Raw genomic sequence first — 25,544 nt, 5'->3', positions numbered from 1 at the left:
GCTATGCAGCGTATACAGCAAAATGGGGCTATAACTACAAACCCTGTCTGGGCAAAAACAAACCTCCCATTTCTTGAGCTTTACTTTCAGTCCAAGAAATGGGAGGTGAATCGAATCATTTAAAATGTTTTACACAGTATAGTGCTGTGTTACAAAGGTCTACCAGATTACAACCTTTGATCCAGCGGGAACATAGTCATAAATCCACTTGGCATTCTCGATGGCAAGGCGCACGCAGCCATGAGAAAGATGCTGTCCAAGACGTCCATCCAGAACGTTAAACGTCCCTTGCCTATAAAGAACAGAGTGGAAAAGATAATCATTGTAGAACTGTGTGTAGTAATAGCAGCTATAGCCATGCCCAAAAACATAACCCTTAGACTGAACACTAAATTCACCCGTAACAGTAGGTGTTGATGGCTTTCCGGGAGAGCAGACAAACTCTTTTATGGGAGTCCAATTATTGTATTGCCCATAGTACACACCAACTCTGCAACCAGATGTATCAACGCAGATAAGGTAATTTGTTGCACTTGAATAGCTTTGTGCTGCGCTAAACATGTCATAGTACTGCGCATTTACCGAAATCCAATGGCCGTCACTCGCTAGGAAATAATACTTCTTACCATCCCAAATCCATCCAGTTTGCATTCTTCCGCTGTTTGGATCGAGGTAGTACCATTTACCGCCAAGCTGTTGCCAGCCTGTAAGCATTTTTCCATCAGAATCCAGATAGTACCAGGAGCCGCTTTTGACCTGTACCCAGCCCTTTGCCATTGCACCTGAATTATCAAACCAATACCAGTGATTGTTGTAGAAAAGCCAACCTGTGTGCATGCTGCCATTGGAGGGGTCGAGATAGTAACGCTTTCCGTCAAGCTGCTGCCAGCCTGTAAGCGCTATTCCATTGTTATCAAAGTAATACCACGTACCGGTCTTATCTCTTTCCCAGCCAGTGCTTATCTGTCCCAGCTCTGAGTAGTGGCGTGTTACCCCATCGTCTGAGGTATGCCATCCCGAAACAGCTCTGCCGGTTTGCTCGTCAAAAAGGTGAGTTTTTCCATAAATGACCTGAGTGCCGTGCTGGACGGTGCCGTTAAGAATATAGAACCAGCTATCGCCAAGTCTTGTGAGTCCGTCTTGGGGAATCGCACCATTGGCAAGACGTATATGGTCACCCTCTTGTATAACGGCTACACGACCAGAATCATCCAACCAACATGCCTGAGCATGTTGCTGCTTCCAACAAGAGGAAGCCATCGCACCGGAGTTTTCCAAATAGTAGCTTGCGCCAGCATAATCAAGCCATCCGGTACGCATTTTATAGCTCGTGGGATCGAGATAGTACCATTTTCCATTGAGCTTTTGCCAACCAGAAAGTAGGTGCCCGTCTGAGGCAGAAGGCTGTGCATAGTACCAGCAACGATCAGTTTCATCAAAGACCCAACCCAGAGCCATTGCACCGGAAGTCTTAAAGTAGTAGGACTTATTTCCTACACGAAGATAACCTGTACACATACGATATGTCCCAGGATCCAAGCAATACCATGTGCCATTAAGGTACTGCCAGCCCCTTTTGAGAGCACCCGAATCAGAAGCAAGGCACCAAGAGCCATCTGCTACGCACCAACCATTTTGTCCCATTGCTCCAGAAGAACTAAATGCATGCCATGCACCATTGATTTGACGAATCTGGTTTTGCACGCAAACGCCTTGGGTATCCATCCAATACCATGCACCACGTACATACTTCCAGCCTAAAGAGCGTGTGCCACTCTCGAGCCAATACCATTTTCCATCCCTGTAGTCCCAACCAGAGGCATATCCGATCCAAGCTCCAGAAGCAGAAAAATCAGACCACTTGCCATTAGTAAGGGTGCGAGAGTCTGCCATGGTACCGCTTTGAGGAGAAAGCCAGTACCAAACGTTGTTAATAAGACGCCAGCCTGTTGCTATCTGTCCTGTAGAAGTATCTGCCCAATACCAGTGACCTTCTGTATGAAGCCAACCCGTGTGAAGGGTGCCGTCTTCGTTATAAAAGAAGCGCTTTCCATCCTGTTCATGCCAACCAACAAGGGGTTGTTCTTGAGGTTGCTCTTGGGACGCTTCTTGAGGATCTTCTTGTTGAGCCGGCAGTGCATAGGCTAACGCTCCTGTAAAAGCCAAGCTCCACGTAATACCAATGCTCAGGCCAAGAGTCACCAAACCGAACTTGGCAAATGAAAATCTCTTCATGCACACACCTCTTATCATATAGACGGCAGCTACGGTGATACTAACCAAGATTGGAATAACTTGCCCAGCCCCACTTGGGACTATGCGTTGTAGTGTAATAATCGAGCCATTCAATGAGCGGCATTGTTCTTACATAACCCACATTATCGATCACGGTGTCGTTGCCAACATAAATGCATACATGACCGTATATCCCGCCAAGATAGGTATGCATATGAGAGGGAACGGCAATGATCATGCCAACTTTCAAATCATAGAGGTTTGAAGAGCTGCAATAATTCCAAAACATATCGCAGGCGTTTCCATCTGGATAGCCTAAACCGGCCCTGCTATACACTTGAGAAACCCACATAGCACAAAGCCCACCACCTGGGCTTGGAGTTGCATAGGCCGCCTGTACAATACTACGCTGAGCCTGTGTTTCTGCTTCCTGTTGTGGATCATGGAGCGCACCCGTATTTTGATCAAAGTAGAAGTACATAGACCCGATGGTCTTCCATCCTTTTGCCATCGCGCCTGAATTATCAAGCCAATACCAGTGGTTGGTATGGTGCAGCCAGCCCGTATGCATACTGCCATTTGAGGGATCAAGGTAATACCACACACCAGCCAGCTGCTGCCAGCCCTTAAGTAGCACTCCCTGAGAGTTAAGGTAATACCAGGTACCCTTGACCTTTACCCAGCCAGTACAAAGCTGACCTTGTTCCGAGTAGTAATACGTCTGCCCTTTGCTTGGAGTATACCAACCCGAAAGTGCCCTACCTGTTTTTGCGTCAAATACATGGGTCTTACCATTGATAACCTGAGTGCCATATTGAACGGTATTGTTAAGAAGATAAAACCAACTATCGCCAAGTTTTGTGAGCCCATCTTGTGGAACGGTGCCATTAGCAAAACGTATATGGTTATCTTCTTGTATCACAGAAACACGGCCAGAGGCATCCAACCAGCAAGTTTGAGCTTCTCTTTGCTTCCAGCAAGAAGAAGCCATTGCGCCTGATCCCTCTAGATAGTAGCTTGTATCGGCAACAGTAAGCCAGCCAGTGCTCATCTTGTGGGTGGCAGGATCGAGATAGTACCATTTTCCATTGAGCTTTTGCCAACCAGAAAGTAGATGGCCATCTGAGGAAGAAGGCTGCGCGTAATACCAGCTGCGCTGGGCTGTGTCGTATGCCCAACCTAGTGCCATCTCACCGGAAGGCTTAAAGTAGTAGGACTTGTTTCCTACACGAAGATAGCCTGTGCACATACGATATGTGCCGGGATCTATACAGTACCAGATCCCATTAAGATACTGCCAGCCCCTTTTGAGAACGCCCAAATCAGAAGCAAGGCACCAAGAGCCATCTGCTACGCACCAGCCACCTTTCCCCATCGCTCCAGATGAGTTAAAGGCATACCATGCACCATTGATTTGACGAATCTGATTTTGCACACAGGCACCCTGAGCCTGAGCATCCATCCAATACCAAGTGTTACGGATATATCTCCAGCCTGAGGCCCTTACTCCGCTTTCAAGCCAGTACCATTTTCCATCCCTGTAGTCCCAACCAGAGGCGTATCCATTCCAGGCTCCAGAAGAAGAAAAGTCAGACCACTTGCCATTGGTAAGAGTCCGAGATGCTGCCATGGTACCGTTTTGAGGAGAAAACCAATACCAAGCATTGTTAATAAGACGCCAACCCTTGGCCATTTCTGCGGTAGAAGTATCTGCCCAATACCAATGGCCATCTACATAAAGCCAACCAGTATGGACGCTACCGTCCTCATGGTAGAAGAAGCGCTTTCCGCCCTGCTCATGCCAACCAGAAAGAGGCTTATTTTGCGCATCGTCCTGCTTGGTTTGCTCGCTATCTTGCGCGCCAGCTGGCCTGTCATCCTGTGCTGCAGCCAAGGATACTGTGCTAGATTCTTGTGCCAATGCAGCTGTTGACAGCCCAGTGGAAGTAAATCCAAACACTACGACAAAGCTGACGATAAGAGCTGCCAAACAGTACGTTTTGACCGGCACTCGCTTCATGGCGCACATCCATTTCTTATAAACGGAAGCTAAATTTTGGCTTAGACAGCCGATGGTAAAATCTTTACCTTCCCATCATTTTGCACCAGTACACGGCCTTCTGCAATAAGCTGCAAAGTTTCTGAATATACTTTATGCTCAACCTGATGAATACGAGCCTCAAGCTCCTCGACCGTGTCGTCCTCATAAATAGACACGGGACACTGAGTAATAATAGGCCCACAATCGTAGCGGTTATCTGCAAAATGTACGGTTACGCCCGTCACTTTTACGCCGCTGTCAAAGGCATCTTGGATGGCATGCGCTCCACGAAAACTGGGCAGCAGGGCGGGGTGTAAATTAACCACACGGTTGGGGAACAAATCCAAAATGGGCGCGTGGACCATGCGCATGTAACCAGCCATTACCACGTAATCCACGTTGTACTTTTTAAGCTCTGCTGCAATCAGGGCATCCGCTACTAAAGGATCATCATAGACTTCTTTGGATAGTGTCATAGTTTGCAGGCCTGCTTGTTGGGCGCGCACCAAACCAAACGCACTGGGTCGAGAAGAAATAACAATCTCTATGCTTGCATCAAGCGCGCCCTTCTCGATGGCATCAATAATCGCCTGGAGATTGGTTCCGCTACCGGAGAGCAATACCCCTATTTTGATGCTCATTTATAAACCACCTTGCCCGTGCCCTCTACGCACTCGCCCATCCTAAAGGGCTCAAATCCTTGCTCGGACAGAAGCTCGCACACCGTGTTTGCATCTTGAGCAGCACAAATAATGCTCATGCCAACACCCATATTGAAGGTCTTATATGCCTCATCCAGCGTAAGTCCAGCACGGCGCACCATATACGGAATAACGGGAGGCATATCCCAAGCAGGACCCTCCTCACCGCCACGATACACCACGGCGTCTATATGAGAAGGCAGGGCGCGGTTAAGATTTTCTGTAATGCCACCGCCTGTAATATGGGCCATAGCATGAATGGGAGCCCCAGCCTTAAGAGCAGCCATAAGGCCACCCGCATAAATGGTAGTAGGACGCATAACGGCATCTGCCAGGGATTCTCCTCCAAGCTCATCCAGAGGTTGGTTAAGCTCTTCCACCGTTTTGCCTTCAATGGCAACCTTACGCACCAGGGAATAACCATTTGAATGAATGCCAGAGCTGGGCAAGCCGATAATAACATCGCCCTCCTGAACCCTGTGAGGACCAAGCATGTTTGGACGATCAACCACGCCAACCACAAAACCAGCCAAATCGTAGTCATTGGGGTTCATTACGCCGGGGTGCTCGGCCATCTCGCCGCCAACCAAAGCGCAGCCAGACTTGCGACAACCCTGGGCAATACCACCAACAATTTCTGACACCTGCTCAGCTTTAAGCTTGCCAATAGCCACATAATCCAAGAAGAATAAAGGTTCTGCACCAATGGGAACAACGTCGTCCACACACATGGCCACCAAATCTTCTCCCACCGTGGTGTGACGATCAAGCAACTGGGCAATGGCCAACTTGGTGCCTACTCCATCGGTGCCGGACACCAAAATAGGATCGGTCATCTCTTTGCACGCCTGCAGAGAAAAGCAGGAACCAAAGCCTCCCAAGCCTCCAACAACTTCCGGCCGAGAAGTGCTGGCAACAGCAGCTTTAATAGCATCTACTGCACGCGCGCCCTCATCTACGTCTACTCCTGCATCGGCGTATGTTATGTGCTTAACCTGCTCGGACATATGCATGACCTTCCTGTTGGAAACGTATGGCAACTGGCATAGCTGCTGCGTAGAGCGGCTATCAACAATCAAGGTAGAGCGGAGTCTTGGACTCCAAAAACTTATTAGCTGCAAAACTATCGGGGATACGAACCGGGTATTCTCCCGTAAAACACGCCGTACAATACGAGCCTTCCGGAACGCATTTGAGCATGCCTTCTACCGACAAAAACGCCAAGGAGTCCGCCCCAATAAACTCGCAGATTTCCTGGGTATTTGCTCGTGCCGAGATAAGCTGCTCTTGCACGGCAGTATCAATACCATAAAAACAGGGCCAGACAACCTCGGGAGAGTTAATGCGTACATGGACTTCTTTAGCGCCAGCATCTTTAAGCATGCGAACAATCTGCATGGATGTAGTGCCACGCACAATGGAGTCATCCACCATAACCACACGTTTACCTGCAATGTTATCAGGCAGTGCATTAAGCTTGAGACGAACTCCCAGCTTGCGCAAATCCTGCGTTGGTTGGATAAAGGTACGCTGTACATAACGGTTTTTAATAAGCCCCTCACCAAACGGAATACCCAACTGACGAGCAAATCCTTCCGCAGGAGGCATGCCGGAGTCTGGAACTCCAATAACAATATCCGCATCCACAGGAGACTCACGCGCAATTTGGCGACCCATGTTGTAGCGCATAGAGTAAATAGACCTACCCTGAACGCATGTATCGGGACGAGAAAAATAGATGTGTTCAAACACACACTGTGCACTGCGGCGAGCAGGAATGCCCTGCTCACATATCATGCCATCGTCTGAGAAGCGCACGATCTCACCAGGGTTAACGTCACGAACATAGGTGGCACCCACAATGTCAAGCGCGCACGTTTCAGAGGCAACTACCCAGCCCTCGGGCTTATCGTCAACGGCATCTAAGTGGCCAATAACAAGCGGACGAATACCATTGGGATCGCGGAAAGCATACAGGGCATTTTCTCGAACCAAAGCCATGGCATAGCCGCCTTCTACCAGCTCCATGGTTTGTGCAATGCCTTGCCGCAAGTGGCCGGTTTGCTGGGTGTAGTACCCAACCAGTTTGGCGGCAACCTCGGAGTCTGTGTTGGAACGAAAGGGAATACCCAGCTTGATAAGCTCTTGACGCAAGGAATCCGTATTGACCAGTGTACCGTTATGAGCAAGCGCAATGATGGTGGTGTTGATAACAGCCAGGTGCGGCTGAGCGGCTTCCCAACTTTTTGCACCAGAAGTGCCATAGCGCACATGACCAATGGCAACCTTGCCAGGCATGGCAGCTAAATCTGTATCAGAGAAGACTTGGTTAACAAGACCTAAGTCCTTGCGAACCAAGACGGTTTGTCCATCACCAACAGCAATGCCGGCAGAATCTTGCCCACGATGTTGCAGTGCAAAGGTACCAAAATATGTCAAACGAGCAACGTCGCGTCCTGGAGCCCATACTCCAAAAACGCCACACTCGTCATGCAGGCTATCCTGCTCGTCCAGGTCAAATACCTCACCCGAGAGCTGGGAGTGATGCATGAATAAACTCCTTTACGCTTAGGATTGCGATGAGGTGCTAACCTCACTCTTTACTGCGCATACCAAAATGGTGCGACCATAGCCTTCGATATAGTCACAGGTACCTAGAGTAAGCACATGTTTAACATTGGGAATCAGCTGAGCCGCATCAGAGCGTTTGGTAACCGCCTTTTGAAGCTTCTGATTGAGCTGATCGTGAAACGCGTCTTCTGTATCAAAGTTAAACTGTCTGACCGAGGTGTCTTCCCCCGTGGTGTAGTACAAAAATAGTGGCTGCAGCTCATAGGTTGCCGTCTCTGTTACATACCAGATGGTGTCGATCGAATCAAAGAACTGCTGCTGATCCATATCGGAAATCTGCTTGAACATAGCACCATTTTTAAGGTGGTGACCATAGATAATGGTCTGCTGATCAAGCATGCCAGGCTTGGTGTTTTGGTAGTCCATAAAAATCTGACCACCCACACCATACACGCCCTCCGCATTGGTATTAAGGTAGTGATCATTATCTTTTCCCTGGTAAACAGGGTGGTTAATGACCGTGTTGGGGATCTGAATCCATCCAACCACGTCTTTATTGATGGCCTTAAGGCCCTCCCAGTCCACCGTAGGAGCGCCGCCCTTTTGAGGGACCTGTGCATACGCAGCGAGCTTCTCGTTAATCTTGTCTTGCTCGTGATAATCCCACTGAGCCTTACCCCACATAAATCCGGCCACACCCAAAAGCACTATGCCAATAACCAACAAAATGTTGGAAAGGATGCGCGAGACAGAATGCTTCTTCTTGGGTGGCTCTGGAGTAGTTTTGGGTGACTCTGAAACAGGCTTAAACCGAGAGGTCACTTCCCCCTGATTATGAGCTGACGAGAAATGCTGGGCCATGGATACATCCTTTACTTATGCAAGCTTGCTGCCAATATATGCAGCAGCAGCGGGCTTATCAAAATTGCCATTGGTCTGCTTGGTCAGTGTACCCATAACCTTACCCATATCACGCTTGGTAGTAGCACCTAATGAAGCAATGACCTCATCGGCTAGCGCTTCGAGCTCCTTACCAGCAAGTTGTTTAGGCAATAATGAAGATAAGATGTCCGCTTGAGCGGCCAAGGACTCAATACGTTGAGTGTGAGAATCGGTAGCAGCACCGCGCAGGGCCTCAAGCTCCTCGTTAGTAACCTTCTGCAGCTTCTTGATGCAGGCAACAATATCTGTTTCCGTTACCTCGCGGCGCTCATCCACCTCAATCTGCTTGATGGCTTGATTGATTTGGCGAAGAATAGACAGACGGGTTTTATCCTGTGCTTTCATAGCTTGCTTGATAAGCTCCAACAACTCCGTCTTTTGCATGCCGTCTCCTTAGTTCTTGATAAAAACGCTACCGTTCAAAAATATACACTACGCCTCGGCCATACCCTGCTTAAAGTCCACAACAATCTTGCGATATTCAGGCAGTGTAGCACCCAAGATCTGAGTAGCGTAGATAGCTGCGTTTTTGGCACCGCCAATAGCAACACAGGCTACAGGAACACCAGAAGGCATCTGTACCATAGACAACAAAGAATCCATACCGCCTAGGTCAGAGGTCTTCATGGGAACACCAATGATGGGAAGAGGCGTAAAGGCCGCCACTACTCCACCCAAATGTGCTGCCTTTCCAGCAGCAGCGATAATAACCTTTAAGCCGCGATCCGCTGCAGAAGATGCCCATTCGTGAACCTTGGCAGGGTTGCGGTGAGCAGAAGCAATGATCAGCTCATAGGGAACGCCAAATGCTTCAAGCTGCTTAGTGCATGCTTCCATTGCTGGCAGGTCTGATTTTGATCCCATGATGATTCCTACCACAGGCGTCTGTGTCATATGAGTCCTCCTTATGTGAGTATTCGTATACTATTTAGTATACGTGTAAAAACATTTATGCCTCTCTACAGCTATGCCATACACTGTTATTGCACGGTAAAATTGCATAGTAAAAAATATTCATACTCTACTTGGTCGGAGGACCCATGAGCAGCGCATCTGATATTGTTCTATACACTCGTCACGATGAGTACATTCCCCGTATTGCTGCCATTCACGATCTGTGTGGTTACGGTAAATGCTCTCTTGGAGTTGCAATCCCTGTTCTGAGCGCAGGCGGCTGTGACGTGTGCTCGGTACCTACGTCGCTTTTCTCGGCACATACGGGCTATAAGGTTTTTTATATGCACGATACCACGCCCATGCTTGAGGCCTATCTTGATGCGTGGCAGCAAGAAGATGTGGATTTAGACGCTGTGTATTCTGGCTTTTTGGGCTCAGCCGAGCAGGTAGCAACCATCAAGCGCTTGTACGCAGAGTATCCTCATGCGTTGCACCTGGTAGATCCGGTGATGGGCGATGGCGGGAAGATGTACCCCACCTATACGCCCGAGCTCTGCGATGCCATGCGTGAGCTGGTAGATGGCGCGGATCTTTTGACGCCCAATGTGACCGAAGCCTGTATTTTGGCGGGCATTGAATATCCTCAAACCGCTCCCACTGACGATACCATCAAAAAGATTTGCGAGGCGCTGCTTAAGATGGGCGCAAAAAACGTGGTGGTAAAAGGCATCATTCGTGGCGATGGCTATATTCGCGATTATCTGGCCGGTCAAGATTTTGAGATGGAAGAGATTTGCTCCCCGCTGTTGCCCTTTATGCTGCACGGGACCGGTGATCTCTATGCTTCTTGCTGTATTGCCGCACTGATGAGTGGCCGCAGCTTCCGCGCCGCTGCAGAATTTGCTGGCAACACCGTGCGTAAAGCCATGCAGGTAACCACCAAGCAACCACACTATCTGGATCGTGGCGTCAGCTTTGAGCTGGTGCTGAGCGAGCTTACTGCTTTGGTAGACAAGCGCTAGCATGCCGGACGTGCAGTCACTCGTGTAGCGGGACGCGCAATCGCTCACGCGGTGCGCGTCCGAGTACTCACGTGACGAGCACCCAAGCGCTACTTTGAGCCAGCGGTCTCGGTGGTTGTGTTAGCTGTAGTGGCGGCCTTATTCTTTTGGTCCTCAGTGCCTTGTGTTGTGGGCAAGATTTTACTCAGAACCAGATTTGCCTGGAGCTTATCGCGAATACCGGCGGTGGTTTCTTCATCCAGTCCGGTAATCTGGCAGGTAAAGTTAACGCCCTGATCAGAGGTGTTTTTGGTCCAGATAAAGGTCATGAAGTTACGCACAGTACCTGCCGGACGCAAAAACCCAAACATGGTATTGTGCAAAAAATTACCGTGATCATCCACGCGCACGTTAACGTGATAAATGACGGCATGAACCTTAGGATTGAGCAGTGCATTAATGGAGAGTGCAGACGCCTGAACCTGAGCGGAAGAAAATGCTTCTGCCGCATTGTTTGATGTGGTGTCAATCACCGTTACCTCAACAACGCCCGAGCTTTCGTCCGCCTGTTCTACAGAAAATTCCTCTGGAAATGAAGTAAAGCCGTTGCCCCAGCCAATACCATTTCTCATAGAGCGAGACACCGTAGTGATGTTTACTTCTTTGGAGAGATGGCCTGTGGTAACGCGACGAATAACGCCACAACTTGTTTGTGCCAGCGTCACAACAATCAGCGTAATCACAACAAAACCAACAGCCGTACGCCTGATGGTGCGATCAATGGTGGATCCCGAAGGGTCAGTATTGGACAGCGGGTCTACATCCTGCGCATTGCCTTTCTCGGCACGACGCTTGCGCTGAATTTCGGCAACCTCTTTATTGGAGTGGCCTGTCTCGTCCACCGTTTCAAAGAGCTTTTCAGCCTCATCAGAGGATAAAAACTTTTTATGCTTTGCCTTGTGAAACCCCATTAACACCCTCTTTTACCAGCCTTTGCGAACTAAGTATACGCAAAAGTTGGCAGCATTACTGCACCTCATCATCTGTCTGTGGAGAAAGTCTATGGGCCACCGCGTCACAAATGAGCGCGCCAACCACTGTTTTTGCATCCTCAATCTGGCCGTCTAATACCGCGTCTACCAGCTCATTTAAAGTAACAAGGTCCACGTTGATAAACTCATCTGCATCCGGGTTGGAAGCGGTAAAGCTTAGTCCCGTAGCCATGTAAATGTGGATAAGTTCATCCGAAAAACCAGCAGAACTTGCAATAGTGGTGAGATACGCAATGCTTGCAGGCACCATGCCTGTCTCTTCCAGCAGCTCACGACGCGCACAATCCAGAGGATCTTCTCCTGGTTTCAGTTTTCCAGCAGGAATCTCTACGGTTACACGGTTAAGCGCTGTGCGATATTGACGCACCAGGCAAATGCGTCCATCATCCGTAAGTGCCACGATAGCTACAGCACCACTATGACGCACCACATCACGAGTTGCTTCTCGGCCGTCTGTAAGCTTTACCTTAAGGCGATCTACCGAGAAAATCTTGCCGTCCCACACACGATTTTCTGAGCTAATGTGCTCATACAAATCCTGATCAGAGGGGTCATTATCTCCCAAAACAAGACTGCGACGCTGAGGCTGTCCAGAATGATGCTCCAGAGACTCATCATCTAAGTGAGCATCAAGCGAAACTTTTGGCTGGGCATCTGGGCGAGTGTTTGGATAGGCATCTGACTGATCGTCTGGCTGAGCAAAATTTTGAACAAGATTGACCAGATCAGACATCCTAGACCTCCCACGTATCGCGACCGCGCAAGGCACGCAAGCCAATGTCTCTGCGAAGGGCTTTTCCTTCAAAAGCAATCAAATCACAGGCAGCATACGCCTGTTCACGAGCAGCTTCAAAACTTTGAGCGAGGGCGGTTACGTTGATAACACGGCCACCCGCCGTAACCAGCTGGCCTTTCTCGTTACGTGCGGTGCCTGCCTGATACACGGTAACGCCCTCGAGCGCCTGTGCCTCTTCGATACCAGTAATAACCTTTCCGGTCTTGTAAGCACCCGGATATCCTGCAGAGGTAAGCACCACCGAGACCGCCCAGCTCTCTGACCAGTCAATTGTTGTTTGATCCAAGGTGCCTGCATCAATATGCATAAAGACATCGAGAAGATCTGCGTGCATACGAGGAATAACCACCTGCGTTTCTGGATCGCCAAAGCGAGCGTTAAACTCTAACACCTTGGGACCATCCTTGGTAAGCATAAACCCGCCGTAGAGGCAGCCCTTATAGGTAATGCCCTCAGACGCCAGCTGATCTACCACTTTTTGTTCAATCTCCACCATGGCTGCAAGCTCTTGATCTGTCACAAAAGGAACGGGAGAGTATACGCCCATGCCGCCCGTATTGGGACCACAGTCCCCTTCCAGAGCACGCTTATGATCTTGTGAGGTAGCTAGAGGAATAAGGGTCTTGCCATCCGTAAGCGCCAACAAGGAGCATTCGGGGCCTTTGAGCATCTCTTCTACCACAACCACCTTGCCTGCATCGCCAAAAGCGCTAAAGCACTCATGCACGCCGGCAAGCGCCTCCTGCGTTGTTTGAGCAACAATTACGCCTTTACCTGCAGCAAGACCATCCGCCTTAACAACAACAGGGCCATTGACTTCTTGTACGTATGCAGCGCAAGCTTGCTCATCGGTAAAAGCCTTATACGCTGCTGTTGGAACACCAGCACGCTGCATAATCTCTTTTGCAAACTGCTTGGAGCCCTCCATACGAGCAGCGCTGGCAGTAGGTCCAAACACTGCAATACCTGCAGCGGACACCGCGTCTGCCACGCCCGTTACTAAGGGAGCCTCAGGACCAATAACCACAAGATCTATAGCATGCGCACGAGCAAACTCCGCAACCTCTTGGGGACTATTAGGATTAAGCTCTACCTTTTGGGCAAGCTGCCACATACCACCATTACCGGGACATACATAGAGGTTTCCCGCACGCTTAGATTCAGAAATCTTCTGCAACAGCGCGTGCTCACGACCGCCAGAACCCAACAACAACACATTTAGCTTGGAATCAATAATGCTCATTGGACAGTCTCTTCCTCGTAGTAACTTTGCGATAGCTTTATGGCATGCTTGTTGCACGCGGCTACCTTTATTTATGCACTTGTATCTAGGACAGCGATAAGCCCATCGGGTATAAAGGCAACGCCCACCGCGCCTACCCCCACATGAACTGCCGTAGTAGCACACATGTTAGAAATGCGGATACGACGCTTTTCAAACTCGTTGGTATTCATAGGCTTTTCTATCATGGCTAAATCCCGCGGCATGCCAGAACCAATCTCTGCATACGCAACGGGACCATGCTCATGCGAATACACGCTCATTTTACGAACGATGGTACCAGCCAAGCGCACTAAAAGCGTGCTGGATGCGATGCGAACAAACCCGTCCTTCTCGTCCAGCACAAACAACTCGCGCGTACCCGACATGCGCGTGAGCAGCTGATGAAGCTTTCCTCGTGGACCCGATACGCGCCGACCGTTGCGGCCTATGCTATAGCCGGACGCGGGAATCAGATAGAGCTGGGCGTATGCACACAGCATATTTGCATGAGCAAGCGCTTCTTCAAAGGACACGCCAGCGCTGCAGCTTGCGACTAAATCCTCAACGATAAACCCTTGGGCCACGGAGATGGTTTTGGAATCTATCACAGCAATGTTTGCTTCTTTGCCCATGGCTTGAGCAGCAGCACAAGCGTTGCTGTACGAGTTGCTCAACACGCTGGATGCATGAACCGAAATAATGTGCTCATAGCCCTTATCGAGAAGCTCCTGGTAGTGACCCTTGTAGTCTTCCACAGACGGAGCGGAGGTGGTGAGCTCTCCCTCCGCCTGTGCAAGCGTGATATAAAAATCAGGAACGCATACATCTACGTAATCTCGCACGACCTTACCGCGACGCATGTGTATAGACATTGGTACTGCACAGACGTTTTTCTCGGCTAGCCATTCGCCGGGCAAATCGCACATGGTGTCAGTAACAATTGCATACGAAGCAGTGTTGTCAGCGAGCTCAGACACGTTTTACTTCCAATAACGATTGATCGTTTGCTCACGATCAGGACCGACAGTAATGATAGATACGCGTACGCCAGCAAACTGCTCCAGAAAATCAATGTAGTCCTTTGCTTCACGCGGCAGCTGATAAAAATTGCGCACTTGAGAAATGTCACACTTCCAACCAGGGAGGGTTTCGTACACAGGCTTTGCATGGTAGAACACGCTCTGATGCTCCGGAACGGTGGTATAGCGCTTGCCATCGCACTCATAGGCGACGCATACCTTGATTTCATCCAAGCAACCGAGAACATCGAGTTTGGTGATTGCCAAATCCGTTAAGCCATTGACGCGCGTTGCATAATTTACGACCACTGCATCGTACCAGCCACAACGACGTTTACGACCCGTGGTTACGCCATACTCATGGCCCACCTTACCCAACAGATCTCCTGTTTCGTCAAAAAGCTCGGTGGGGAAAGGACCGGAACCCACGCGGGTAAGGTAGGCTTTTGCAATACCCAACACGCGCTTAATCTGGGTGGGACCAACGCCAGAACCCGTAACAGCACCACCAGCCGTACAGTTAGAAGAGGTAACAAAGGGATAGGTACCATGATCAATATCGAGCATGGTTGCTTGAGCACCCTCAAAGAGAATATTTTTGCCCGCCTCGATCTGCTCGTTAAGGAACAGGGAGCTCTCTACGATATAAGGACGAATGCGATTTGCAAAAGGAAGATAGGTCTCACAAATCTGGTCTACGGTGTAAGTAGGCAAGCCATATACCTTCTCCAAAATGGGGTTGGTGTATGCCAGAGCGGCGTCCAGTTTCTTGCGGAAGATTTTCTCGTCAAGCATGTCCTGGATACGCAGACCTGTACGATTCATTTTGTCCATATAGGTTGGCCCTACGCCGCGCTTGGTAGTACCAATCAAATTCTTGCCCAGTTTTTTCTCATGCGCACCATCTAAATCTTTGTGATACGGCATGACAATATGGGCGTTGCCGGAAATTTTGAGGTCATCACAAGAGATGCCCTGCTCTTCCAGCATGTCAATCTCAAAGAGAAGCACTTCAGGATCTATAATGCAGCCATTACCAATAACCGGATAGGTACCTTTGTACATAACGCCGGATGGCACCTGATGTAAAGCAAGCTTGTGGCCGTTTGCAATAACGGTGTGGCCTGCGTTTGCACCACCGGCATAACGGCATACAACATCAAAATCAGCAGAAATAAGGTCTGTGACCTTGCCTTTGCCTTCGTCGCCCCACTGGGTTCCCACCAATACGGATGCAGACATAAACTTCCCTCTCAAAAATGCATTGGAGCGCACACTTTGCACGCTATTACCGGTTTCCTAGTATAAGGGATTGATGTTTTAAAATCCGTGTATATCCCGTGTCTATTCCGTATCTATCATATGCGTATTTCAGGCGTGTACCCTGCATATTCCAAGCGCGTGAGCTACGCCTTACGCGTATTCGCGAGACAGCTCCACAAACTTGGTAGACCCCGGCATAAAGACCAGATGAACAATATCTAAAGGACCAGAACGGTTCTTTGCAATGATGAAATCTGTTACATTAGCGTCCGGTCGGTCTTCGCGCGCCGCCTCTTCTTCGGTCATGGAGCGGTCAAGCAAAATGACGATGTCCGCATCCTGCTCGATGGATCCCGATTCGCGCAGGTCAGACAGTTGTGGACGCTGGCCTTTACGATCTGCAACCTGACGATTAAGCTGCGACAGAGCAACAACGGGAACCTCAAGATCCTTAGCCATAATTTTAATGCCACGGCTCATCTCGGAAACCTCGGTGGCACGAGAATCAGAACGACGACCATTTGATGGAGGAGAAACAAGCTGCAGGTAGTCAATGATAACAATGCCGTTTTCTTTGCCATGCAGCATACGACGAGCCTTGGCACGAATTTCTGTAATAGTGGTACCGGGGGTGTCGTCAATCATAATGTCCAGGCTTGAAATCTCAGAGGTTGCCTGCACAATTTGTGCCCACTGATGATCCTGAATGTTTGCAGAGCGAATATCCTGTAGGTTTATTTTTGCCTGTGCCGATAACAGACGCTGAGCAATCTCTTTTTTGCTCATCTCTAACGAGAAAAGCGCAACGGAGACACCACTTGCAGCAGCATTTACTGCAAGGTTAAGACAAAAGGATGTCTTACCCACGCCAGGACGTGCACCAATAACCACCATCTGACCAGCACGCATACCAAGCAGCGCCCTATCAATACCCGGAAATCCTGTTTTTACCCCAAGCACATCTGTCTGATTTTTTGATTGCTCATCCAGCTCCTCAAAGAGCTCTTCCATCACCTCTGAAATGCCCGAATAGGTAGAGCGGATAGCGCGATTGGTTACGCCGAGCAGCATTTTTTCTGCATCATTAACCACTTCTTTGGTGTCCTCAGGCGCACTAAAAGCAAGCGCAGTAATCTGAGACGAGGTTTTAATAATCTCGCGCAAGGTTGAGTTACGACGCAAAATCTCACTGTAATACTGCCAACTAGCCAACGCAGGCGTATTACCTGATAAATCAACCAGATAGGCACGACCTCCCACACGCTCTATTTCTCCCTTACTAGTAAGCGTGTCTGCCAAAGAGATGGCATCAACAGGACGTCCCGTATCGTGCAAATCACGCATAGACGCAAAGATGAGCTGATGAGAAGGGATATAAAAGTCATCCTCTTGCAAAAAGGAAAGGCCCTCTTCCAAAACATCCGCCGAGATAAGCATTGCAGCAAGCACAGCAGCCTCCGCATGAGAGTCTTGCGGCATGGCTGCGCCAGCCTCCACAGTAGGCGTGGAAGCCGCGGCAGTATAGCGGTTATCATTTTCTTGGAAACGAGGGCTCACTATAGGTCCTTCCAACATTCTTTCTGTTCCAGAATAGTAAATCAAAATCAAGGGGTTATTTGTTAAGAAACAGTGCGTTTAGCACTTTAAAAACCGCATTGTTGATAGCTACTTCACCGTATCTCGAAGAATGTGAGTTTTGAACGTTTTCGACAAATTTTTCTCAATTATGCGAACGGTTTTCGACAAATTTGTATTGTGCAAAACCATCTTCTTACAAAACCCCAGTTGAGTAGAAAAGCAACCTATTTTAGCTGCAGTTATGCTATTTCCGCAGGTAAAGTTGGTATTTCTATTAGTCCAAAGAGAAGCCCTGTCCCCACCTAAGCGTGTGAACAGGGCTTTTGTAAATAAGTGCACTGTGTAAAAACTAAAACCAGGAGCTTGACTAACTATATTTTTGTTGAAATAGCTGCGCCAGCTTTAAACCCTGCTGATTTACTCAACAGGCTTCTCGGTTGCTTCTTCCACAGTCTCCTCGGCAGCCTCTTCAGCTTCCTCGGTGGTCTCCTGATCGGAAGCCTCCCTGGTTAGCGTAGAAGCGTCGCCTACGAGAAGATCGAGCTTAGCGTTAATCTCACGGTAGAGGTTAACGACTACAACATGAGCGCCAGCAACCTTGATAGTGCTGTGCTCAATGCGCTTACGATCAATCTCGATGCCAAGCTGAGCCTTAACAGCATCAGCAATCATGGTGTTGGTAACAGAACCAAACAGCTGGCCCTCTTCACCAACCTTAACGTCGATGGTTACGGTCTTGCCCTCAAGAGCTGCCTTTGTTGCCTGAGCATCTGCAACGCGCTTCTCTTCACGCTTTGCGATGTTATGACGGCGCTCCTCGAGCTGCTTGATGTTGCCAGGGGTCGCAGCGAGAGCCATACGGTTAGGGAACAGGAAGTTCTCCGCATAGCCCTGTGCAACGTCTACGACGTCGCCTTCGCCACCCTTGCCCCTGAGCTCACCCAAGAGGATGACTTTCATGGACACTCCTTAAACAATCGAATGCCTTTTGCATCCGATTTTGGTTACGAACTGTGGGCTAGTTACGCTCGCGACGGCCACCACGGCTGGACACTACAGGAACAGTGTACGGCAGAAGTGCCATCTCTCGTGCGCGCTTGATTGCAAGCGCAATGTCATGCTGGTGCTGCGTGCAGGCGCCAGTGACGCGACGGGGCTTAATCTTGCCACGATCGGTCATGTACTTGCGAAGAAGCTGAACATCTTTGTAATCAATGAAGTCCGTATCTTCTTTGCAGAACTGGCAATACTTGCGACGCGGCTGACGCTGATAATCAGTAGCCATGTCTTGTTACCTTTCGTCTAGCGACAATAGTCGCAGAGCATTCTTAAAACGGGATATCCTCATCGGCATAATCGGCAGCGGTAGGCGGAGCCTGAACAGGGTGCACTGCTGCAGGTGCCGAAGGGGCGGAAGCTGCAAAGGTGCCTACGTTGCCGCCGGCATTTTGCTGATTCCGAGAGAGGAATTCGATCTCGTCAACAATAACCTCAAGCTTGCTACGACGCTGACCATCACGCTCCCAAGAGCTGTAACGAAGCTTGCCCTCAATAGCAACCTTGGAACCTTTGCTAATGAAGCGTGCAACTGCATCTGCACGAGCTCCAAACATGACGCAATCAACGAAGTTGGGATAGTCTTCCCACTCACCAGATTGAGGGTTGCGACGGCGATCATTAACGGCAACACCAAAAGAAAGGACTTGAGTGCCGCCAGCAGTTGCCTTAAGTTCGGGTTCGCGAGTAAGGTTTCCACTGATAATCACGCGATTAATGCTCATTGTGATCACTGCCTCTCATTTGTGGGCACAAAGCCCACCTTCCAGTACTAATCCTTGTCAGGACGACGTACAACCATGTGACGCTTTACTGCATCATTGATGCGCAGAACACGATCAAGCTCTGCAATCTGAGTTGGATCTGCATGGAAGTTGATAAGGGTATAGTCACCCTCGGTAAGCTTGTCGATCTCATAAGCAAGCTTGCGCTTGCCCCAATCCTCGACATTATCGACCTGACCGCCATTATCGGAAATAGCAACGTCAATGCGCTTCATTACACCAGCGCGTACTTCCTCATTGGAAGATGGATCGACAAAAAACAGCAATTCATAAGCCTTCATATTGTCACCTCCTCTGGGCTCAAGGCTTCGGGATGTGAAGGTTGCACCCGAAGCAGGAAAGGTTCGGCCTGCAATGGTATCACAATATTCTTGTACCACCACGTGAAGGCTTATTTTTTTGTATACCTCCCGTGCGTCTCCATAAATGAAGTTTACTATCTATCTCTAACCATGCCCAAACAACCACAAACACTTTCCAAACAACAGTGGTATCTAAACAGCAGCCAAATGCGCTTGTCTTACCAGCTGATTATAAAAAGCCTCCCACAGCACCATGCTGCAGGAGGCTGAACAGGTATCACTATGATACAGAAGCTATACGACAGGAGATACCTTATTCTCTAAGCTTTGTACCACACTGAGGACAAAAGGTGCCGTTCTCGGGAACCTTACTGCCACACTCGGGACAGAAAGAGAGGCTATCGTCTGATGCTTCTTCTGTTTCTGCCGCGGCTTCATGATCTGCCGCGGCTTCATGAGAAACTTCTGAGGTCTCTACTGGAGCTTCAGACGCCTCAGCTGCATCCTCTACTGGTGAAGTTTCAGCCTCTGTAGATTCCTGTGCCGGCGACAAAACCTCGGGCTCTTCAGAAACCTCAACTGGTATGACAGGCGTTGCTTGTGTTGCAGGTTCATCTGATACGGCAGGAGCTTCTGGAGCTACCAACATCTCTGGTGCCTTTGGTGCTGCAGACACATCTGATGATTGTGGTGTTACGGGTGCAACAGGGCTTCCAGCAGGAGCAGCTGCATCTGAGGTTTGACCAGGATCAGCTGGGGTCATGGGCGTAGGAAGGGGATCGTCTGGGTTACCCCACTCAAAAACTTTGAATTGGAGCATCCAGAGGCCAATCATGTTGGCTGTAAGCAAGTTAATAACAGTCGTAATAGCACTACCAATAACCCAAAATACGATGAAAGCAGGCGCAAGACTAACAAGGGCATCGCTTAAGACAGAAAATGCAATTAAGACAGCTTGACCTGATGGTATGGCAGTCTCATTGAGCATCTCAAGCTGATTCAGCGCTGTATAAGAGATCGACCCAAACCAAATCATGCCCGCAATAAAGACTACAGGAATGGACACTATGAAAATTATGAGACCGATCTTGAATTGCTCACCCGTAATTTTAAGTAAGCCCTTCCAATCATGGCGCACCATCTTCCATAGATTGGAGAAGCTAAATGCAGCACCAAATCGATCATAAATAGTTGCATAAAGTGCACAAACTCCTGCAAGAACTTCTGCAAAGACAATGAAAAGCCAAGAGATACCACCTATGGCAGGAACAATACTTTCCAACACAGACATAAGAATGCCGATAACAACCTGCCAAATAAGCAGGATAACAAAAGCAACAAAGCCCGTCTTGAGACACTTACCAAACTTGATACCTTTTTGTTTGGGAGAAGATTTTACGCCCCATGCAGTCAGACGCGCCCATTCATATGAGGCGCCCAAGGTAACCATTCCACCAATAATAGGAATGAGAGAATACAGGGTAAGCAACAAAACCGTTTTAAACCAACCCTCTTCACGCGTGAGCATACGCCATGAACGTGTGAGATACTGCTTGTTTGAAAACTTAAGCTGAGCCATATAGATTCCCATCAACGCTTTATCTATGGATCGTTATAATTGGTCAAATTATAGACAAGATTGGTCTTTATCGTCACGTAATCCCAAATAAAAGGTGATGACCCTAAAAATATATCAACTCTATTTATTTAAATACACAAGCATTGGTAACACTGGCGGAGAGGGAGGGATTTGAACCCCAGTTATAGATAAAAACTGCCACTATTTACACAGCTTAATAGCCATATATTCCATATTAGAATATAAAGTTGTCCCCAAATTGTCCCATAAGAAATATGACTTGTTGCACTTCGCAAGAAAAGCATTAAGACGTTTTTATTACGCTTCTTCCCTGATGATTACGATTTGTACGAACATTTGTAAGCACAACCGAATAAGGCAGAGTATCTGCACGAGTTTATCCGTGAAGACATGAAATCTAAGCGGCAGTAACTACTTCTCGTACACATCAATAAGCCACGGAAACTGTAGAAAACTATCGTTTTTTTTAGCAAAAAATATTTACTTTCGTATGGATTATTCTATGATTTAGTTACAGGCTTAATAAGTGCTGTATACCTAGGCCACTGAACTAAACGTTTAAGCGGCGTTTCCCGTCGCCAGTCCTAGGCGAAAGGCCACCGAGAGGTGGCTTTTTTCGTTTTTATAGGAGTATTGAATGAATATATTTATATACGGCGATGAGTCGGGTGTATTCGATAAACAGCACCAAGACTTCTTTGTGTTTGGAGGTCTTATTTTTCTGAGTAAAGAAGACCGGGAGAAGAGTTACCGATATTTTATACATGCAGAAAACAAGATTAAAAGTCAATACCAGTATGGTTCTGAATTAAAGGCATGTGTTATTTCAAACAAACATAAGGCTGGATTATTTAGATCAACAAACAACTTAATTAGATATGCATTTATTATTGATGAACAAATGGTAAGTGATGGTTCATTTTCTCATAAGAAAACAAAGCAACGCTATCTAGATTACGTATATAAAGTAGGTTTAAAAAGAGTGTTAGTTACACTCATGAAGCAAAATAAGCTACAAGCTAAGGAAGTAGAAAATATTTATATCCGTTTTGATGAGCATACTACAGCAACTAATGGACGATATGAGCTTTGCGAATCAATCGAAGCTGAATTTAAGCGTGGAGTAATTAATAATGTTTACGGCACATTTCATGAGCCTATTTTCCCTAGCATGAAAGGCACTGTTGAAGTTTCTTATCGAGATTCTACAGCTGATGCATTAATTCGAGCATCTGACATCATCGCAAATCAATCATGGCATTATGCAAGGACGGGGCAAACCGATAAATTAAAACAAAAACTAGAAGTTATTACATTTCCATGATTGATTAACCATTAAACAAATTATCTGGCCTTAAATCACCTTACAGCAAGCCATCTACCTGCATAAACAAAAAAGACCCCTCACCTACCATTTGATAAGTGAGGGGTTAATTAAGTCAGAACCAAGTACGAACCAAGTCGGAAGCTACAACGAACATGATTTTTTCTCATTCGGTGCTATCCCTTAATAACCACGCTGCACCGCTTTTTATCGTCGAACCAAGTCACTTTTGCAGCCAAATAGCGGTCTTTGATAAATGCCACTACATCATCTTTAGTCGCAAAATGCTCAACGCGCTCTTTGCTGTAGTGAAGACCGGGACCATCAGAGGATGTGCTCCAGACTGTAAGTTTCCAATCCATAGCACGCCTTACGGATTAATTTGTAGCACACCGTTTTCATCGGCAGAAGCCATTACATCACCGGTGGCCATAGAGCCATCAGGACGAAATGCGTAGGCATTGCCACCTGATACAGCAATAGTATTAGCCTTGATAGCTCCGCTACCATCAGTGAGGTACCACTTACCGTTATCAAGTATCCAGCCGACCTTCATGTCACCGTTGGTATCAAGGTAATACCATTTGCCCTCGTCGCGCACCCATCCTGTAGCCATGTCACCATTTTTGTTGAAGTAGTACCACTTGCCGTTAATATGCTGCCAGCCTGTAAGCATTGCGCCATCTGCGCCCATGTAATACCAATAGCCACCTCGTTTATGCCACCCGCGAACCATGTAGCCTTGAGCATCAAAGAGATACCACTTGCCATCTATCTTTTGCCAGCCATCCTTTGTGTAGCTACCGTCAGCATTGCGATACCACCACCAACCGTGGCCGTCTTTGAGCCACTGGCCATCGGCATAATTAGGACGAATGACGCAATTAACACTGTTAAAAGAGCGTGTGCGGCGTGCCACTCGTCCACCGTTAGACTGTGAGCCAGTTGTGCCTGTGGAGGTATTGCCTTCAATGGTCTGTAGATAACTACCACAGTTTTTTTCAACGATACCCACGTGGTCGCAAACGCCGTCTCCGCCCCAGTCAAACAGGACAATATCACCAGGACGAGCAGCGTGCTTGTCAACCAACATACCTGCCTGCTTAGCCTTATTCTTCATGTAAGGGCAATATGCCTCTGGCAAAAAAGGTTGTGGAATGCCCAACACATCAAAAAGATAGCTTACAAACATAGCGCAATAGGGCACACCAGACGTACCGTAGTAGGGTTTGCCTACTAGCTGTGCGTAGTGCCTGCCGTATTTAGTGCCTGCCAAAGGATCATCGAAGCGGTTATATCCAATTTCAGCAGCAGCAGCGGCCAAAAGGTCTTTAATTTTGCTCATAGATAACCTCCTCAACCGCTGCTACATCATCCTCATCATGGACATCTTGCGTGCTCATAAGTTCTACTAATTGCTCATCAGTAAGCTTGTCTGTCTTGGTTTCATCCATAGCAAACACCTACTCGCTCTTCTTTGTTGTGCCGTCTTGCACGGTTTTGAGTAGCCTGAACACAGCACTGTTAGCCAAATCTGGATTGGCAGATCCGATAATCTCTAAAATTGATGCGACCTCAGCGCAAATGAGTGCTACGCAGATACCCAGTAATACAGGTGTTTGCGTGCCTAAGTTAAGGCCGCCAGTCAATGCACCGTCTACCACTACACCTAGCAAAATCAAGCATAGCTCGCTGCCTTTATGCATAATTCCTTCGCGTGCCTTGTAAGATGCGTATTGATGGTTTGACGCAGCGCAAATAGAACCCATAAGCACGTCAATGAGCATAAGCACCAACACTGCCGTAAGAGCTACTTTTACTTGCTGAGAATCGCGTACTTGCGATAGATAAACGTCAATAAAATAAGGGATAGGCATAATTATTTCCTCCGTTAGTAAACCCATGTAAGCGTGCCCCAGCGACCATCTGCTGAGCCACCACTACCATTGTTGTTAAGCGTAATTTGACCGTTGGTACGAACCGTTATAGAACCAGTGGTATTGCCACCATTAGCAGTTACAACTGCTGCTGTTACTTCGTCTTTTGGAGCATATTGAGCTGGTACAAAACCAACAGAGCCTTGATTTTTATCCCAAGAGCCACCACCTATTTTGCAGTTAACAATATGCAAACAGCCAACATGATTTGCACACGATAAAATTACGGTTCCACCTGACCAGTCTTCTTTTTTGTAATACGGCTTTTTAGACAAAGTGGCAAGAGACGATATAGGCTCAATAATCCACTGAGCAGTAGGCTGCAAGCTGTCTACATCAATTTTAATAACAGGAACATCTACCTGCTGTGATGTTGCGTTAATCTCGGGCGTCAACTGCATATTAGGCGGTTGTGCCGCGCTTTTGTTACTTGCTGGAACGCCTTTGGCAACAACAAGCTCCGCCGTCTCGATATTAAGGGCCACATCTCGCTTGTAGCGTACACAAACATAATCAATACGATATGTTGCTTGACCGCCGCTTGTTATATTGACGGTATTAGTGCCAGTGAGCAGCACATGCCGCCCACTTACCAACAGGTCAGCAGCAGAAATGGAGCATAGATTAGCTGTTGACATACTAATTTTCGGCAGCTTATCGCCCAAAATATAAGACCCAGTACCAGCAATGCCTTTGAGCAAATTAGCAACATCATTAGAAGATACGTGAGCTTGTCCTGCTCGTCCTGTAACAAGTTCGATAGCCATTATGCATCGCCACCTGTTTGTTTATCAGGATGCGTTTCCTTATAAGCATTAAATTCCTTCTCTAACGCACGGAACTTATCGCTCCACCATTTACGAGCTTTCTCTGCTTCGTCAAGCTTTGCTTGCACTTCTGCTGTCTTTGCGTTTGCAGCTTCAAGGTCTGCCTTTGCGATGATTCTTGCCTTGCCTGTCTGCTCAAACTCGGTGTAATAGCCATCACAAGCCTTTACAATGTCTGCATAAATTGCAGCATGCTCAGGGCAAAGTAGCATCTTGCGCTCTACCCCCGATGCGTCAATGCGACGGCGCATCACATAGCTATCTGCTTCATCAGTTTCTGGCAAAGCAAACGTTGAGCTGTTGCAAGATTGCACATCACAGGCATACCTGCTGTAGCCATCTTGTACTGCCAT

At 48.0% G+C, this 25,544-nt stretch carries 27 protein-coding genes; 2 read left to right on the top strand and 25 right to left on the bottom strand.

The window, feature by feature from the left end; all coding sequences use genetic code 11:
- Positions 1-159 precede the first annotated feature (159 nt).
- The 8 genes from HMPREF1091_RS07950 to purE all read right to left on the bottom strand — a co-directional run bounded on the left by HMPREF1091_RS07950 (position 160) and on the right by purE (position 9,384).
- Positions 160-2,235: a L,D-transpeptidase family protein gene (locus tag HMPREF1091_RS07950; RefSeq protein WP_002563072.1), complete on the bottom strand. Its 2,076-nt coding sequence runs from the start codon at positions 2,233-2,235 to the stop codon at positions 160-162.
- A gap of 40 nt (positions 2,236-2,275) precedes the next feature.
- Complete coding sequence (locus HMPREF1091_RS01520; protein WP_002563071.1) at positions 2,276-4,255, bottom strand: hypothetical protein; 1,980 nt, start codon at positions 4,253-4,255, stop codon at positions 2,276-2,278.
- Between the two features lie 41 nt (positions 4,256-4,296).
- The gene (gene purN / locus HMPREF1091_RS01515) at positions 4,297-4,917 is read right to left on the bottom strand and encodes a phosphoribosylglycinamide formyltransferase (RefSeq protein WP_002563070.1); all 621 of its coding nucleotides are present in this window, start codon (positions 4,915-4,917) and stop codon (positions 4,297-4,299) included.
- The gene (purM, locus tag HMPREF1091_RS01510) at positions 4,914-5,984 is read right to left on the bottom strand and encodes a phosphoribosylformylglycinamidine cyclo-ligase (protein WP_021736098.1); all 1,071 of its coding nucleotides are present in this window, start codon (positions 5,982-5,984) and stop codon (positions 4,914-4,916) included. Before purM ends, purN begins: the two co-directional genes overlap by 4 nt.
- 61 nt (positions 5,985-6,045) lie before the next feature.
- Positions 6,046-7,527: an amidophosphoribosyltransferase gene (gene purF, locus HMPREF1091_RS01505; protein ID WP_002563068.1), complete on the bottom strand. Its 1,482-nt coding sequence runs from the start codon at positions 7,525-7,527 to the stop codon at positions 6,046-6,048.
- 18 nt (positions 7,528-7,545) lie between these two features.
- The gene (gene srtB / locus HMPREF1091_RS01500) at positions 7,546-8,409 is read right to left on the bottom strand and encodes a class B sortase (RefSeq protein ID WP_002563067.1); all 864 of its coding nucleotides are present in this window, start codon (positions 8,407-8,409) and stop codon (positions 7,546-7,548) included.
- A gap of 15 nt (positions 8,410-8,424) precedes the next feature.
- Positions 8,425-8,874 (bottom strand): GatB/YqeY domain-containing protein, encoded by a 450-nt coding sequence (locus tag HMPREF1091_RS01495; RefSeq protein WP_002563066.1) that lies wholly within the window; start codon positions 8,872-8,874, stop codon positions 8,425-8,427.
- Positions 8,875-8,922: 48 nt separating this feature from the next.
- On the bottom strand, positions 8,923-9,384 hold the full coding sequence (gene purE / locus HMPREF1091_RS01490; protein ID WP_002563065.1) for a 5-(carboxyamino)imidazole ribonucleotide mutase: 462 nt from the start codon (positions 9,382-9,384) through the stop codon (positions 8,923-8,925).
- Between the two features lie 146 nt (positions 9,385-9,530).
- Between purE and HMPREF1091_RS01485 the strand changes: the two genes are divergently transcribed.
- Positions 9,531-10,409 carry a PfkB family carbohydrate kinase gene (locus HMPREF1091_RS01485; protein WP_002563064.1) on the top strand — a complete coding sequence of 293 codons (879 nt, stop codon included), beginning with the start codon at positions 9,531-9,533 and terminating at the stop codon, positions 10,407-10,409.
- A gap of 89 nt (positions 10,410-10,498) precedes the next feature.
- Here HMPREF1091_RS01485 and HMPREF1091_RS01480 read toward each other — a convergent pair whose 3' ends face one another.
- From HMPREF1091_RS01480 to HMPREF1091_RS01430, 11 genes are all read right to left on the bottom strand, one after another.
- Entirely contained in the window at positions 10,499-11,359 is an 861-nt protein-coding gene (locus tag HMPREF1091_RS01480; protein WP_002563063.1) for a hypothetical protein, read from the bottom strand.
- Positions 11,360-11,414: 55 nt separating this feature from the next.
- On the bottom strand, positions 11,415-12,173 hold the full coding sequence (locus tag HMPREF1091_RS01475) for an NUDIX domain-containing protein (protein ID WP_002563062.1): 759 nt from the start codon (positions 12,171-12,173) through the stop codon (positions 11,415-11,417).
- A gap of 1 nt (position 12,174) precedes the next feature.
- Entirely contained in the window at positions 12,175-13,479 is a 1,305-nt protein-coding gene (gene purD, locus HMPREF1091_RS01470) for a phosphoribosylamine--glycine ligase (protein WP_002563061.1), read from the bottom strand.
- A gap of 71 nt (positions 13,480-13,550) precedes the next feature.
- Positions 13,551-14,477 carry a DegV family protein gene (locus HMPREF1091_RS01465; RefSeq protein ID WP_002563060.1) on the bottom strand — a complete coding sequence of 309 codons (927 nt, stop codon included), beginning with the start codon at positions 14,475-14,477 and terminating at the stop codon, positions 13,551-13,553.
- A gap of 3 nt (positions 14,478-14,480) precedes the next feature.
- Positions 14,481-15,761: an adenylosuccinate synthase gene (locus tag HMPREF1091_RS01460; RefSeq protein WP_002563059.1), complete on the bottom strand. Its 1,281-nt coding sequence runs from the start codon at positions 15,759-15,761 to the stop codon at positions 14,481-14,483.
- Positions 15,762-15,932: 171 nt separating this feature from the next.
- A complete protein-coding gene (gene dnaB, locus HMPREF1091_RS01455; protein ID WP_002563058.1) occupies positions 15,933-17,339 on the bottom strand; it encodes a replicative DNA helicase in 1,407 nt (468 codons plus the stop codon).
- Positions 17,340-17,777: 438 nt separating this feature from the next.
- On the bottom strand, positions 17,778-18,320 hold the full coding sequence (gene rplI, locus HMPREF1091_RS01450) for a 50S ribosomal protein L9 (protein WP_002563057.1): 543 nt from the start codon (positions 18,318-18,320) through the stop codon (positions 17,778-17,780).
- 58 nt (positions 18,321-18,378) lie between these two features.
- A complete protein-coding gene (gene rpsR, locus HMPREF1091_RS01445) occupies positions 18,379-18,645 on the bottom strand; it encodes a 30S ribosomal protein S18 (protein ID WP_002563056.1) in 267 nt (88 codons plus the stop codon).
- 43 nt (positions 18,646-18,688) lie between these two features.
- The gene (locus HMPREF1091_RS01440) at positions 18,689-19,141 is read right to left on the bottom strand and encodes a single-stranded DNA-binding protein (protein WP_002563055.1); all 453 of its coding nucleotides are present in this window, start codon (positions 19,139-19,141) and stop codon (positions 18,689-18,691) included.
- Positions 19,142-19,188: 47 nt separating this feature from the next.
- The gene (gene rpsF, locus HMPREF1091_RS01435) at positions 19,189-19,482 is read right to left on the bottom strand and encodes a 30S ribosomal protein S6 (RefSeq protein ID WP_002563054.1); all 294 of its coding nucleotides are present in this window, start codon (positions 19,480-19,482) and stop codon (positions 19,189-19,191) included.
- Positions 19,483-19,816: 334 nt separating this feature from the next.
- The gene (locus tag HMPREF1091_RS01430; RefSeq protein WP_002563053.1) at positions 19,817-21,082 is read right to left on the bottom strand and encodes a DUF4013 domain-containing protein; all 1,266 of its coding nucleotides are present in this window, start codon (positions 21,080-21,082) and stop codon (positions 19,817-19,819) included.
- A gap of 658 nt (positions 21,083-21,740) precedes the next feature.
- Between HMPREF1091_RS01430 and HMPREF1091_RS01425 the strand changes: the two genes are divergently transcribed.
- Complete coding sequence (locus HMPREF1091_RS01425; RefSeq protein ID WP_002563052.1) at positions 21,741-22,427, top strand: DUF3800 domain-containing protein; 687 nt, start codon at positions 21,741-21,743, stop codon at positions 22,425-22,427.
- A gap of 176 nt (positions 22,428-22,603) precedes the next feature.
- Here HMPREF1091_RS01425 and HMPREF1091_RS01420 read toward each other — a convergent pair whose 3' ends face one another.
- From HMPREF1091_RS01420 to HMPREF1091_RS01395, 6 genes are read right to left on the bottom strand one after another with little or no spacing between them, the layout of a single operon-like run.
- A complete protein-coding gene (locus HMPREF1091_RS01420) occupies positions 22,604-22,789 on the bottom strand; it encodes a hypothetical protein (protein ID WP_002563051.1) in 186 nt (61 codons plus the stop codon).
- 8 nt (positions 22,790-22,797) lie between these two features.
- Positions 22,798-23,772 (bottom strand): CHAP domain-containing protein, encoded by a 975-nt coding sequence (locus HMPREF1091_RS07945; protein ID WP_002563050.1) that lies wholly within the window; start codon positions 23,770-23,772, stop codon positions 22,798-22,800.
- Positions 23,759-23,881, bottom strand: coding sequence for a hypothetical protein (locus HMPREF1091_RS08500; RefSeq protein WP_002563049.1), 123 nt, complete (start codon positions 23,879-23,881; stop codon positions 23,759-23,761). Before HMPREF1091_RS08500 ends, HMPREF1091_RS07945 begins: the two co-directional genes overlap by 14 nt.
- A 9-nt stretch (positions 23,882-23,890) precedes the next feature.
- Positions 23,891-24,304, bottom strand: a complete 414-nt coding sequence (locus HMPREF1091_RS01405; protein ID WP_002563048.1) for a phage holin family protein — start codon at positions 24,302-24,304, stop codon at positions 23,891-23,893.
- Positions 24,305-24,318: 14 nt separating this feature from the next.
- Positions 24,319-25,131, bottom strand: a complete 813-nt coding sequence (locus HMPREF1091_RS01400; protein ID WP_002563047.1) for a hypothetical protein — start codon at positions 25,129-25,131, stop codon at positions 24,319-24,321.
- A complete protein-coding gene (locus tag HMPREF1091_RS01395) occupies positions 25,131-25,544 on the bottom strand; it encodes a hypothetical protein (protein ID WP_002563046.1) in 414 nt (137 codons plus the stop codon). Before HMPREF1091_RS01395 ends, HMPREF1091_RS01400 begins: the two co-directional genes overlap by 1 nt.

The sequence above is a fragment of the Atopobium minutum 10063974 genome, from assembly GCF_000364325.1.
Classification (GTDB): domain Bacteria; phylum Actinomycetota; class Coriobacteriia; order Coriobacteriales; family Atopobiaceae; genus Atopobium; species Atopobium minutum.
Note: the sequence above shows the minus strand (reverse complement) of the source record. Positions and strands in the feature narration are given on the sequence as shown.